The organism is Massilia aurea (assembly GCF_040790145.1).
GTDB classification, from domain to species: domain Bacteria; phylum Pseudomonadota; class Gammaproteobacteria; order Burkholderiales; family Burkholderiaceae_D; genus Telluria; species Telluria aurea_C.
This window is the reverse complement of sequence record NZ_JBFMMP010000001.1, coordinates 460,908-473,552: the sequence shown is the minus strand read 5'-3', so window position 1 is coordinate 473,552 and position 12,645 is coordinate 460,908. Positions and strand designations below refer to the sequence as shown.

The following is a 12,645-nucleotide window of genomic DNA, read 5'->3' as shown; positions in this document are numbered from 1 at the left end:
CGTCCTGGATGGTCACGCATGACGCGTGCCGCGAGGATGAACACCATTTTCGAGGACACTTTCCATGTTTGCTCATAACAAGCGTTTGCAGTACACCGTACGCGTCAGCGGGCCGAACCCCGGCCTGGCGAACCTGATGCTGGAGCAGTTCGGCGGCCCGCAGGGCGAGCTTGCCGCTGCCATGCGTTACTTTACCCAGGCAGTGGCCGAAGACGATCCGGGCCGCAAAGACCTGCTGTTCGATATCGCCACCGAAGAGCTGAGCCATCTCGAGGTCATCGGCAATATCGTCGCCATGCTCAACAAGGGGGCCAAGGGCCGCCTGGCCGAGGGCGTCGACATGGAAGCCGACACCTATCGCAGCATCACGGGCGCCGGCAACGACAGCCATATCACGCAGGTGTTGTACGGCGCCGGCGTGCCGCTGACCAATTCGGCCGGCGTGCCGTGGACTGCGGCCTATATCGACTCCATCACCGAGCCGAGCGCCGACCTGCGCTCGAACATCGCCGCCGAAGCGCGCGCCAAGATCGTCTACGAGCGCCTGATTTCGCTCACCGACGACCCTGGCGTAAAAGAAGCGCTGGGCTTCCTGATGACGCGCGAGGTGGCGCACATGAAGTCGTTCGAAAAAGCGTTGTACGCGATGGAGCCGAATTTCCCACCCGGCAAAATGCCTGTGGTACCCGCGTTTGCGAGCGTTTACTACAATATGTCGCAGGGCGAAGGCGAGGTGCGCGGCGCCTGGAACCAGGGCGCCGACTGGGACTTCATCAGCGACCGCGACAAGCAGATGGCAGTCGATGGCGGCGCGGGCGACGCCGAGGTGGCGCTCCCGACCGACGATATCGACGTGCTCGAGATGATGGCGGCGCGCACGTTGTCCAACCCGATGGCCATGCCGCGCACGGGTTCCGAATTGGGCATGATGCAATCGGCATCCGGTGGTACGATAGGTGGCAATAGTGGTAACGCCATGGGTGAGCCGACCGTCGCTTCCCGGGGTGGGCCGCTTGACGACACCGGCATTGCCAAAAAGAAGAAGGCCAGCATCAAGAAAGCGACGTGATTGACGTTCAAAACGCGTCGCACTAAACGAGACCGCGCCGGCTGCCGCAGAAGATGCGGCGCCGGCAATCAGCTACAGGAAGCCGCATGGATAGTCAAACCGAGAAAGCCCCACCACATCGTGGCCTGCCAAGCTGGCTCACGCCACGTCTTGCAATCGGTTTTGGCATCTGTGCCATCGGATTCTTCGTCCTCGTTGGCAGCATGATCGAGCAGATCATGAATGCCAATCCCAAGATGATGGGGGCCTTGCTCGGTGGCGGTACGGCAGCGGCCGCAACTGCGCTCGGTACCTTGCCCGTCTTGTTCGCACAGAATTTCTCCAAACGTACTTACGATTCCTTCCTTGGTTTCGGTGCCGGCGTGATGCTGGGCGCGACGGCGTTTTCGCTCGTCATTCCGGCGCTGAGCGCGGCGAAATCGGCCGGCGCGGGCAACTGGGAATCGAGCTTGATGGTGGGGGCCGGTATCCTGGCCGGCGCTGGCGCGATTCTCCTGATGAGCCGCGCGGTGCACACCGACAGCATTCTTTCGACCGACCCAGACAAGGTGTCACTGCGCCGCGCCTGGCTGTTCGTGTGGGCGGTCGCGCTGCACAACCTGCCCGAAGGCCTGGCGATCGGCGTGGCCTTCGCCGGCATCGACGTCGAAAAAGCCACGTCGCTGGCCACGGGCGTGTCGATCCAGGATGTGCCGGAAGGCCTGGTGGTGGCGCTGGCGCTGCATGCCGTCGGTTACAGCCGCCTGGCTGCGGTCGGCATGGGCATCGTATCCGGCCTGATCGAGCCGATCGCTGCCGTGTTCGGTGTTGCCCTCATCGGCATCGCGGGCGGCTTGTTGCCGTATGCGCTGGCCGCCGCCGCTGGCGCCATGCTGCTGGTGATCGTCAACGACGTGATTCCCGAATCGCGCCAGTCGGGCAACGGCACCCAGGCCAGCATCGCGCTGGTGATCGGCTTCATCGTGATGACGGTGCTTGATACGGCGCTGGCCTGATAGCGCCTTGCACAACGGCGCGAAGCTGACGTTGGCCGGCTCCGCGACCGCCGTCGATCACGCCAGCAGCGCCACAGTGTGCTGTGTCATCGGCTGCTGCGTGGCGTCGTGTGCGTACGTAAAACACCTGTCGGCCGCCAGCGGCCGGTCGACGTAATACCCCTGGATTTCGTCGCACCCGAAGCGTTTCAACTCGCACAGCTGCTCGCTGTTTTCCACACCTTCCGCTACCACCTTCAGGTTCAGGCTGTGCGCCAGATTGATGACGGCGCGGGTGATTGCGGCGTCGTCGCTGTCGTGCGGCAGGTCGCGGACAAACGTGCGATCGATCTTGAGCGCGTCGAGCGGGAAGCGCTTCAGGTAGGCCAGACTCGAGTAGCCGGTGCCGAAATCGTCGATCGACAGGCGCATGCCCATGGCCTTGATCCGACCGAGAATCTCGACCGCTGCGTCCGGATTCACCATCAGCATCGATTCGGTGAGCTCGAATTCGAGCAGCGCCGGGGCGATGCCGCTCGCCACCACGATGCGTTCGATCGTTGCCGCCAGGTCGCCTTGTTCGAGCTGGCGGGCCGACAGGTTGATCGCCACCGGCACGATCGGGAATCCAAGCGCGTGCCATTGACCCAGCTGGCGACAGACTTCTTGCACCACCCATTCGCCCACCGGAATGATGAGACCCGTGTCTTCAAGGATCGCGATGAAGTCGGCCGGCGGCACGAGTCCGCGTTGTGGGTGTTGCCAGCGCAACAGCGCCTCGAAGCCGCTGGTCTTGCCGCTGGCAAGGTCGAGCTTGGGCTGGTAGTGCAGCAAAAATTCGCGCCGTTCGAGCGCCTGGTGCAATTCGGCTTCGAGCTTGACGCGCTCGGCCATCGCGTCATGCATGGCGGGGCTGAAAAACTGGAAATTGCCGCGCCCACTATTCTTGGCCGCATACATGGCCGTGTCGGCGTTCTTGAGCAGCGCCTCGGCAGCGACGCCGTCCTGCGGATAGCGTGCAATGCCGATGCTGGCCGAGACAAACAACTGCTGCCCCTGCAGCACGAACGGCGCGGCGAGCGCGTCGATGATGGCGGTGCACAGCGTGGCGATGTCATCGTCTTGCACCATATCGGGCAAGATCAGCGCGAATTCGTCGCCGCCGAGCCGCGCCACCAGGTCGCCGGGGCGGGCGCAAGCCTGCAGGCGCTTGGCGGCAAGGACCAGGAGCTGGTCGCCGACACCATGCCCGAGCATGTCGTTGACTTTCTTGAAGTGGTCGAGGTCGATGAACATGACGCCGGTACGGCGCGTGCCGGCTGCTGCCGCGTCGATGGCCCGGTCGAGCGACTCGGCCAGGAAGCGCCGGTTGGGCAGGTCGGTCAGGGCGTCGTACTGCGCCAGGTAGGTCAGGCGCTGCTGGGCCGAGTGGCGCTCGATGGTGGTCGCCAGGATGTGCGCGATGCTGCGCAAGAAATTGCGGTCGTCCGGGCCGAACGAGCGCGCATCTTCGGCAAAAGCGGCGAGCATGCCGAACGGGCCCTGGGTGCAAATGACGGACTCGTCGAGGCTGCTGCGCACGCCATACTCGGCGCCGAGCGGCGCCAACAGGGGGAGTAATAACGCCGCCGCGTCGTGCCGGGGCAGTTGGCCTCGAGGCAGTGCAACACTGAAACCGACCGCGTTTGCGAGCGCGCCGCTCCCGGCGCGGAGCACCAGGGCACGCTCGGCACCGGCTGGCTCGAGAACAAACAGGGCGGCGCCCGGGACGCCCAGGCCAGCGGCGGCAGTCTCGGTCGCCTCCTGGAACAGGTGGTCCAGGTCGGTGCTCGCCAAGGCGGCGCGTCCCAGCGCTGCAATCAGGTTCTCGCGCCGGGCGTTGGCCACGATCGTGCGCTCGAACGCCTTGCGCTCGGTAATGTCGATGTCGATGCAGATATAGCGCTCGACGACGCCGCCGTCGAACATGGGCACGATCGTGCGATGCCATTCGAGCGCGCGGTCGCGGCCAGCGATCGTGACGTCGCCCTGCCAGACATGCTGGCACGGCGCCCATGGCTGCGCCGTGCCGGGCAGGGTGAGGCTTGCCAGGGGCTGGCCGACGACGGCGTCCCGTGACAGGCCGCTGTTGGCGATGAAATGGGCGTTGACGACGGTGATGCGTCCATCGACATCGATCTCCGACACGATCGCGGCCTGGTCCATCGCGCTCTTGTGCTGCACGAGCGAATTCATGAGCAGCTCGATCTGTTCGCCGTACTGCACGCGCAGGCTGGCGGTGCCGCGATTGACGGCCAGGATGGCTTCCTGGATCTCGAGTGGCGCATCCTCGTGCAACGGCGCCTCGGCGGTCACCAGGCCTGCGGCCAGGTCATGCTCGAACGTGCGCAGGCCACCCAGCCGGTCCAGCCAGCGGCGCAACAAGACGCGCATCAGCAAGAGACTGGACGAGGCCAGCACGGAAGCCATCGCCGCCGTCTCGATGATCAGTTGCCACAGTTGCGCTGCCAGTCTGGTGACATCGAACGACAGACGCAGCACCCCGTAGTCCTTGCCGCCGACCGTGATCACTCGGTTGACATCGTAGAAACGTTCGTCGATCAGTGCGGTAAACCAGGCGGGCGGGATCTTGTGGCGAATGTCCGGCGCCTCCAGGGTGATCGCGCCGCCGCCCAATTCCAGGAACTGGGCACGTTGAAACGGCGATTTGACGAGCATCTTGCCCAGCGTGCGCTTGACCGTGTCGTAGTCGCCGATCACGACGCTTTCTTCGATTGGCTGGATCACTGCCTCGACCAGCATCAGCGCATTGTCCTGGGTCTCTTCGATATGCTGCAGGTACTGGTAGCGGTAGAACATGCCCAGGCCAGCCACGAGCAAGAGCAGCAGCGTGGCCGCAAACACGCCGAATACACGGCCCATCAGCGTGCGCGGCAGGAATACACGCTTGAGCGTGCGTAGCGGGGACATTCTCATGGCAAAAGATGTCAACGCAGGCTGGCTGGCGCTTCGGCGTAGAACGCCCGGTAGCTGGCGTAATCGGCATGGCTGGCCGCGACAAACGAGAGTGGCACCGGTGCGTGGATCAGCGCCGCCGACTCGGCGAGCACCCGTTTGCCCTCCGCGTCGTTGTGCATCGTCAGGAATGCAGCGGCGACGGCGCGCACCTGCTCGGCCGGCACCCGTGGCGAAGCCATCAGCGCCAGATCGTTGAATGGTGCCGAACTCCATAGCACGCGAAACGCATTGCCTTCGCGGCCGCTCCAGTTGGCCACCAGCTGGGAGTTGGCGCCGACGGCCCTGACCATGCCCGCGAACAATTGTGTGAAAGCGGCATCCTGGTTGCCGGCAAATACGACGTTCACAGGGATGCCGGCGCGCAGCAACTGAGCATAGGGTACTTTATAAGCGACCAGCGCTTCTGCGCCGGGAAAGCTCACCGCCGTCCCGGCCAGCTCCCGCAGATCCCTGATGGGCGAGTCGGCCGGCACGACGATCTGCGCACGGACGGGCGGCGAGTTGCGGCGCCCGAACACCGTCCACCCCATTTTTTCGCGGTCTGGACTGAACAGGTGATTGGTGAAGGCGAAGTCGACTTCACGCGCGAGGACGAAACTGGTCGTGTCCGCCGACGTGCGCCCAAGCTTGAGCTTCATGCACACCTTGCTCCTGCTCGACACGTAGCTGATGATCGGATTCCAGAAGCTGGCCGACACCTGCACATTGAACTGGTTGACTGGTGAAAAGCTGTAGCAGGGCGGTGGCGCGGCGTGCGCCACTTGCGACAAGAAGAGGGCGCCAGCCAGAAGCGACAAGTGCAGATGCATGGGATGGTCGAAGTAAACAGCAATGGAAGGTGCGCGAGTGCGCAATGTAGCGCGGCAGACAGGCGAGCACCGCTTGGTGCTGTAAAGATCATACCATTTGCAAAGATTGCTGGATGGAATGCTGAGTTGCCTATCGCCATAAATCTTCTGCTGTCGACAAAAACAACAACGGCCCCGCAGGGCCGTAATGTCGTTCAGTCAGTCTAAAAAACCGTCATTCCCGCGGGGATCCAGGTCCGTTGCACTGCCACTTCGATATTTGCTTGTGGCGTGCTAAAAACTTGGATCCCCGCCTTCGCGGGGATGACGTTGTTTTGAGTCAGGGAAAAAAAATTACGCTTAACTGAACGGCATTACGCTCAGGGCCGTTATTGTTTTTACTAAATTGCAGCTAGAGGATCAGTCACGAATCTCCAGCTTGCGGTTCAGGCTCAGCGCCGCCAGCGTGGCGACGGCTGCCGACAGCAAATACAGGCTGACATAACCGAGACCGAAGTTTGCCGACAGGCCCAGGGCGACGAGCGGTGCGAACGCCGCGCCGACCAGCCATGCCAGATCCGACGTCAGCGCCGCACCGGTGTAGCGGAAATGCTTCTGGAAGTTCGACGTCGTCGCGCCCGCTGCCTGGCCGTACGACAGGCCCAGCAGCGTGAAGCCGATCAGGATGAAGGCATTCTGGCCCATGGTGCCGCCGTCGATCAGGGTTGGCACGAAGGCCGAGAACAGGGCGATCAGCGCAGCCAGGGTACCGAGCGTGGTGCGACGGCCGACCTTGTCGGCGATGTAGCCCGAGGCCAGGATGCCGAGAGCGGCCAGGCCGGCGCCGAACATCTGCACCAGCAGGAACTCATCGACCGGACGGGTATCGTACAACTGGATCCACGACAGCGGGAATACGGTGACCAGGTGGAACAGCGCGTAGCTGGCCAGAGCGGTCATGGCGCCGATGACGATATTGGTGCCCTGATTGCGCATCAGGTCGCCGACCGGCGCCGGATTCATGTGGTTGCTGTCCAGCAGACGCGAATACTCGGTGGTCGAGACCAGACGCAGGCGGGCAAACAGGCCGACGACGTTGATGGCGAAGGCCACGAAGAACGGGAAGCGCCAGCCCCAGGTCAGAAAGTCTTCTTGCGACAGGTTGGCAACCAGATAAGCGAACACGCCGGCGGCGATGACGAAACCAAGCGGTGCGCTCATTTGTCCGAGCATGGCGTACCATCCGCGCTTGCCTTCGGGTGCGGAAAGCGCGAGCAGCGATGGCAGGCCATCCCACGAACCGCCCTGGGCAATGCCCTGGCCGATACGCAGCAGGGCCAGCATGACGATCGCGGCGCCGCCGATTTCGCTATAGCTCGGGAGCAGGGCGATGACGACGGTGCAGGTGCCCATCATGAACAGGGCGATCAACAACTTGATGTCGAGGCTCCAGCGCTTCTGGATCCACATGAAGAGCAGGGTGCCGAACGGGCGCGCGATGAACGCGAACGCAAAGATGGTGAAGGCGTACAGCGTGCCTTCGAGGCGGTCGGCGAACGGGAAGAAGATCGACGGGAACACGAGGACCGAGGCGATGGCGTATACAAAGAACTCGAAATATTCTGCCGAACGACCGACAATGACGCCGACGGCGATATCGCCCGGAGAAATATGTTCATCGCGGGCATTGAGATTACGGGCGCCGCTGTTAGGGCTGGTGATTGGAGCGGCGTCATCGCCGCCGTACGTCGTGCTGTGCATGTTTTATTCTCCAGAAGTCGTGTCGGCGGTCGCCACTATTGTGGATAACACTGTTATTAAAATTGCATTACGGCAAAGGGTGGGACAAACTGTCCAATGTTCTTTGACGACCGTTGGCATTACAGTAGCATGCTCTCCCTCCATGTAACGTTAGATACCTAGCATGATTCCACAAATTGTCCGCCGCGGACTCCCATTACTTCTGCTTGCAGCGCTCGCTGGCTGCAACACGGTCGTGATGAATCCAACAGGCGATATTGCAAAGCAGCAGGCCGATCTGATTGTCATATCGGTCCTATTAATGTTGATCATCATCGTTCCGGTGATGATCCTCGTCGTCTGGTTCGCCTGGCGCTACCGCAAGGGTGCCAACGCAACCTACGAACCTGACTGGGATCACTCGACCAAGCTCGAACTGATCATCTGGGGCGCACCGCTCCTGATCATCATCGTGCTGGGCTTGATTACCTGGGTCAGTACCCACAAGCTCGACCCGTACCGTCCGCTCGATCGCATCGATGCCAACCGTCCGCTCGCCGCGTCGGTCAAGCCACTCGAAGTGCAGGTGGTGGCGTTGGACTGGAAATGGCTGTTCATTTATCCAGAACAGGGTATCGCTTCGGTCAATCACCTGGTGACCCCGATCGACGTGCCGGTGCGCTTCAAGATCACCTCGTCGACCGTGATGAACACGTTCTATATCCCGACCCTGGCCGGCATGATCTACGCGATGCCCGGCATGGAAACGGAACTGAACGCGGTGCTGAACAAGACCGGCGATTATCGCGGCCTGTCGGCCAACTTCAGCGGCGACGGTTTCTCGCACATGAAGTTTGCCTACAAGGGCGTGACGCAGGCCGATTTCGACACCTGGGTCAAAGAGATGAAGACCGGTACCGAAGTGCTCGACCGCGCCGACTACATGGTGCTCGAGAAGCCGACCGCGAAGGAACCGGTGCGCCACTATGCACAGGTCGAGCCTGCGCTGTTCAACCGCATCCTGAACCGCTGCGTTGCTGAAGGCACGATGTGCATGAATCAGCAAATGCACGAGGATCACAAGCGCAACGAGATGGCCGCGGCCATCCGTCAGCTGCCAAAGGATGGCAAGTCCATGCTGGCAGAGGCGCTGGAAATGTGCGTCGCCCCTTTTAATACTGTGAAGAAGTAACCATGCAAGACACTTTCGACTTGACGAAGTTTATCTTCGGTCGGCTCGGCTGGGATGCGATTCCCTTCCATGAGCCGATTCTGCTTGCTACCTTCGCGGGCGTGATCGTAGGCGGTATTGCCCTCGTTGGCATCATCTCCTACTTCCGCCTGTGGGGCTCCCTGTGGAACGACTGGATCACCAGTATCGACCACAAGAAAATCGGTATCATGTACATGATCCTGGGCCTGATCATGCTGTTGCGCGGCTTTGCCGATGCACTGATGATGCGCGCCCAGCAGGCGCTCGCCTTTGGCGACAATGCCGGTTTCCTCCCGCCGCACCACTACGATCAGGTGTTCACCGCCCACGGCGTGATCATGATCTTCTTCGTGGCGATGCCGTTCGTGACGGGCCTGATGAACTACGTGGTGCCACTGCAGATCGGTGCGCGCGACGTGGCCTTCCCGTTCCTGAACAACTTCTCGTTCTGGATGACCACGATGGGCGCCGTGCTGATCATGGCATCGCTGTTCGTCGGTGAGTTCGCACGTACCGGCTGGCTCGCGTATCCGCCGCTGTCGGGCATCCTGGCAAGTCCGGGTGTGGGCGTCGACTACTACATCTGGTCATTGCAGATCGCCGGGGTAGGTACGTTGTTGTCCGGCGTGAACCTGATCGTCACCATCATCAAGATGCGTGCACCGGGCATGGGCCTGATGAAGATGCCAGTCTTCGTCTGGACCTCGCTGTGCACCAACATCCTGATCGTCGTCACCTTCCCGATCCTGACCGCCGTGCTGGCCATGCTGGGCATGGACCGCCTGTTCGACACCGCGTTCTTCACGAACGACCGTGGCGGCAACGCGATGATGTACGTCAACCTGATCTGGATCTGGGGTCACCCCGAGGTCTACATCCTGATCCTGCCAGCCTTCGGTATCTTCTCCGAAGTGGTCTCGACCTTCTGCGGCAAGCGCCTGTTCGGCTACACCTCGATGGTGTACGCGACCTGCGTCATCATGGTGCTGTCGTACCTGGTCTGGCTGCACCACTTCTTCACCATGGGTTCGGGCGCCAGCGTCAATGCGTTCTTCGGCATCACGACGATGATCATCTCGATCCCGACCGGGGCCAAGCTGTTCAACTGGCTGTTTACGATGTACCGCGGCCGTATCCGCTTCGAGCTGCCAATGATGTGGACGATTTCGTTCATGCTGACCTTCACCATCGGCGGCATGACCGGTGTGATGCTGGCGATTCCTGCGGCCGACTTCGTGCTGCACAACTCGCTGTTCCTGATCGCCCACTTCCACAACGTGATTATCGGTGGCGTGGTGTTCGGTATCTTCGCCGGCCTGAACTACTGGTTCCCGAAAGCGTTCGGCTACAAGCTCGACAAGTTCTGGGGCACCGTCTCGTTCTGGCTCTGGTCGATCGGCTTCTGGGTTGCATTCACCCCGCCGTACATCCTGGGCTTCATGGGCTACACCCGCCGCGTGAGTCACTTCGATGACATGTCGGTCCAATGGCTGTTCCAGATCTCGTTCCTGGGCACCCTGATGATCGCCGGTGGTATCGGCGCGCTGCTGATGCAACTGTATGTCAGCTTCCGTGACCGCAACACCGCACGTCTGCGCGATTTCACGGGCGATCCGTGGGATGGCCGTACGTTGGAATGGTCGACCTCGTCGCCACCGCCAGACTACAACTTCGCGTTCACGCCAGTGGTGCACGACAACGACACCTTCGCCGACATGAAGAAGAACGGTTATCAGCGTCCGCTGGCAGACTTCGTCGCGATCCACATGCCGAAGAACACCTGGGCCGGTTTCGTGATCTCGGCGCTGGCGTGCGTGGTCGGCTTTGCCATCATCTGGCATATGTGGGCCCTGGTCGCGGTGGCGTTCGTGGTCCTGCTCGGCACGATCATCGCCCATACCTTCAACTACAAACGCGATTTCTACATTCCGGCAGAAGATGTCCTGAAGACCGAAACCGCACGTACTCGTATGCTGGAAAGCCATGTCTGAAATTAAAGCAACCATGACAGGCGGGATGACACCCGCCGAAGTGACCGCGCGCTACATGGCGCGGGAGCACCACCCGGAGCAGGGCACGCTGCTCGGCTTCTGGCTCTACCTGATGAGCGACTGCCTGCTGTTTGCATCGCTCTTCGCGGCCTACGCCGTGCTGGGCCGCAACTATGCAGGCGGCCCGACCGGCGCCGAGCTGTTCGAGCTGCCGCTGATCGCCCTGAACACCGCGTTCCTGCTGGTGTCGTCGATCACGTTCGGCATGGCCATGATCTCGGCGCAAGCCAAGAACGTGGGCAAGACCAAGCTGTGGCTGATCGTCACGGGCCTGTTGGGCGTGGCGTTCCTGTCGCTGGAAATCTATGAGTTCCAGCACCTGATCCACCTGGGCGCCGGTCCGCAGCGTTCGGGCTTCCTGACGGCGTTCTTCTCGCTGGTCGGTACCCACGGCCTGCACGTGCTGTTTGGCGTCGTGTGGCTGGTGACCCTGTTCGTGCAGCTGTCCAAGCATGGCCTGACGCCTGAGAACTTCCGTCGCCTGGCCTGCCTGTCGCTGTTCTGGCACTTCCTGGATCTGGTCTGGATCTTCGTGTTTACCTTTGTCTACCTGATGGGAGTGCTGCCATGAGCGATCATCACAACGAGCACGGCCATGGTCATCATGGTCATGACAGCTACCAGATCCACTACAGTGGCAAGGATTACGCGATCGGCTTCGTCCTGTCGCTGATCCTGACCGCCATTCCATTCTGGCTGGTGATGGGCAACGTGCTGGCGCCGGACATGACCCGCTGGGTCGTCCTCGGCTTCGCCGCGGTCCAGCTGGTGGTCCAGATGGTCTACTTCCTGCACTTGAATTCGAAGGCAGAAGGCGGCTGGAACATGATGGCGCTGGTGCTGACCATCGTGCTGCTGGTCATCGTGATGTCGGGCTCGATCTGGGTCATGCACCACATGAACACCAACATGATGCCGGGCATGGGTGCTGAAAACACCTCCGACATGACCTGATGGTGGTGATGCACGAGCAGCAAACGCCGACCCCGTCGGCGCACGACCAGCCCCATCCTGCGCGCTCGCCGTTTGTGCGGCGCCTGATGGCGGTACTGGCCCTGCTGCTGCTCGTGCTGTTTGCATGTCTGGGGACCTGGCAGGTAGTTCGCCTGCAATGGAAACTGGACCTGATCGACCGCGTCGACGCACGCGTGCATGCGACTCCCACTGCGCTGCCTCCCGCAGCGCAGTGGCCGCAGATTTCAAAAGAATCCGACGAATACCGGGCCGTTGCCCTGTCGGGTCACTATCTCTACCAATTCACTGCACCGGTCCAGGCTCTGTCCGAGCTGGGTGCGGGCTTCTGGCTGCTCACGCCGTTCTGCACGGACGAGGGCCACATCGTGTTTGTCAACCGCGGCTTCATTCCTTCATCTGGCGACATCGCCACGCGCTTTCCGGCGCGCACGGCCGGCGCCAATCTCTGCGCTTCAAAAGGCGAGCAGGTCAGGCTGACCGGTTTGCTGCGTATCGCCGAACCCAAGGGCGGCTTCCTGCGCGACAATGACCCGGTCGGCAACCGCTGGTACTCGCGCGACGTTGCGGCCTTGACCGTCGCGCGCGGGTTCGATCCCGCCAGCACCGCGCCGTTCTTCGTCGACGCCGGCAAGAACCAGGATCCGCAAGGCGCGCCCGAGCGCGCCGTCGGTGGCCTGACCGTTATTTCGTTCCCAAATAATCACCTCGTATACGCGCTGACTTGGTATGCTCTCGCCCTCATGGTGGCCGCAGCCTGGTGGTGGGTGGCACGCTACGAGGCGAGGCGTTCGCGCAACGCCGACGATTAAGCTTGGCT

At 61.9% G+C, this 12,645-nt stretch carries 10 protein-coding genes; 7 read left to right on the top strand and 3 right to left on the bottom strand.

Translation table 11 applies throughout. The features are described 5' to 3' along the window. Nucleotides 1-64: 64 nt before the first annotated feature. Together AB2N08_RS02020 and AB2N08_RS02015 are read left to right on the top strand one after the other, a co-directional pair. Entirely contained in the window at nt 65-1,069 is a 1,005-nt protein-coding gene (locus tag AB2N08_RS02020) for a manganese catalase family protein (protein ID WP_367608931.1), read from the top strand. A gap of 86 nt (nt 1,070-1,155) precedes the next feature. Continuing rightward, complete coding sequence (locus AB2N08_RS02015) at nt 1,156-2,064, top strand: ZIP family metal transporter (RefSeq protein ID WP_367608930.1); 909 nt, start codon at nt 1,156-1,158, stop codon at nt 2,062-2,064. Nucleotides 2,065-2,121: 57 nt separating this feature from the next. Here the strand turns inward: AB2N08_RS02015 and AB2N08_RS02010 are convergent, their stop codons facing one another. The 3 genes from AB2N08_RS02010 to AB2N08_RS02000 form a co-directional block, all read right to left on the bottom strand. Beyond that, complete coding sequence (locus AB2N08_RS02010; RefSeq protein ID WP_367608929.1) at nt 2,122-5,013, bottom strand: putative bifunctional diguanylate cyclase/phosphodiesterase; 2,892 nt, start codon at nt 5,011-5,013, stop codon at nt 2,122-2,124. A gap of 17 nt (nt 5,014-5,030) precedes the next feature. After that, complete coding sequence (locus tag AB2N08_RS02005; RefSeq protein WP_367608928.1) at nt 5,031-5,870, bottom strand: phosphate/phosphite/phosphonate ABC transporter substrate-binding protein; 840 nt, start codon at nt 5,868-5,870, stop codon at nt 5,031-5,033. A gap of 399 nt (nt 5,871-6,269) precedes the next feature. Continuing rightward, nucleotides 6,270-7,610 (bottom strand): MFS transporter, encoded by a 1,341-nt coding sequence (locus AB2N08_RS02000; protein WP_367608927.1) that lies wholly within the window; start codon nt 7,608-7,610, stop codon nt 6,270-6,272. Between the two features lie 163 nt (nt 7,611-7,773). Here AB2N08_RS02000 and cyoA point away from each other — a divergent pair, with 163 nt between their 5' ends. The 5 genes from cyoA to AB2N08_RS01975 are packed head-to-tail and all read left to right on the top strand — an operon-like array spanning nt 7,774 to nt 12,637. After that, the gene (gene cyoA / locus AB2N08_RS01995; RefSeq protein WP_367608926.1) at nt 7,774-8,781 is read left to right on the top strand and encodes a ubiquinol oxidase subunit II; all 1,008 of its coding nucleotides are present in this window, start codon (nt 7,774-7,776) and stop codon (nt 8,779-8,781) included. A gap of 2 nt (nt 8,782-8,783) precedes the next feature. Further along, nucleotides 8,784-10,793: a cytochrome o ubiquinol oxidase subunit I gene (gene cyoB, locus AB2N08_RS01990; protein ID WP_367608925.1), complete on the top strand. Its 2,010-nt coding sequence runs from the start codon at nt 8,784-8,786 to the stop codon at nt 10,791-10,793. Continuing rightward, nucleotides 10,786-11,424, top strand: a complete 639-nt coding sequence (gene cyoC / locus AB2N08_RS01985; RefSeq protein ID WP_367608924.1) for a cytochrome o ubiquinol oxidase subunit III — start codon at nt 10,786-10,788, stop codon at nt 11,422-11,424. The genes cyoB and cyoC overlap by 8 nt, the downstream gene beginning before the upstream one ends. Then, the gene (cyoD, locus tag AB2N08_RS01980) at nt 11,421-11,807 is read left to right on the top strand and encodes a cytochrome o ubiquinol oxidase subunit IV (RefSeq protein ID WP_367608923.1); all 387 of its coding nucleotides are present in this window, start codon (nt 11,421-11,423) and stop codon (nt 11,805-11,807) included. The genes cyoC and cyoD overlap by 4 nt, the downstream gene beginning before the upstream one ends. Further along, complete coding sequence (locus AB2N08_RS01975; RefSeq protein ID WP_367608922.1) at nt 11,807-12,637, top strand: SURF1 family protein; 831 nt, start codon at nt 11,807-11,809, stop codon at nt 12,635-12,637. The genes cyoD and AB2N08_RS01975 overlap by 1 nt, the downstream gene beginning before the upstream one ends. Nucleotides 12,638-12,645 lie beyond the last annotated feature (8 nt).

Bases quoted from the DNA above. Each gene is read 5' to 3' on its own strand.
- AB2N08_RS01975 (WP_367608922.1), top strand. From the start codon at position 11,807: ATGGTGGTGATGCACGAGCAGCAAACGCCGACCCCGTCGGCGCACGAC.
- AB2N08_RS02000 (WP_367608927.1), bottom strand. From the start codon at position 7,610: ATGCACAGCACGACGTACGGCGGCGATGACGCCGCTCCAATCACCAGC.
- cyoB (WP_367608925.1), top strand. From the start codon at position 8,784: ATGCAAGACACTTTCGACTTGACGAAGTTTATCTTCGGTCGGCTCGGC.
- cyoD (WP_367608923.1), top strand. From the start codon at position 11,421: ATGAGCGATCATCACAACGAGCACGGCCATGGTCATCATGGTCATGAC.
- cyoC (WP_367608924.1), top strand. From the start codon at position 10,786: ATGTCTGAAATTAAAGCAACCATGACAGGCGGGATGACACCCGCCGAA.
- cyoA (WP_367608926.1), top strand. From the start codon at position 7,774: ATGATTCCACAAATTGTCCGCCGCGGACTCCCATTACTTCTGCTTGCA.
- AB2N08_RS02005 (WP_367608928.1), bottom strand. From the start codon at position 5,870: ATGCATCTGCACTTGTCGCTTCTGGCTGGCGCCCTCTTCTTGTCGCAA.
- AB2N08_RS02020 (WP_367608931.1), top strand. From the start codon at position 65: ATGTTTGCTCATAACAAGCGTTTGCAGTACACCGTACGCGTCAGCGGG.
- AB2N08_RS02015 (WP_367608930.1), top strand. From the start codon at position 1,156: ATGGATAGTCAAACCGAGAAAGCCCCACCACATCGTGGCCTGCCAAGC.
- AB2N08_RS02010 (WP_367608929.1), bottom strand. From the start codon at position 5,013: ATGTCCCCGCTACGCACGCTCAAGCGTGTATTCCTGCCGCGCACGCTG.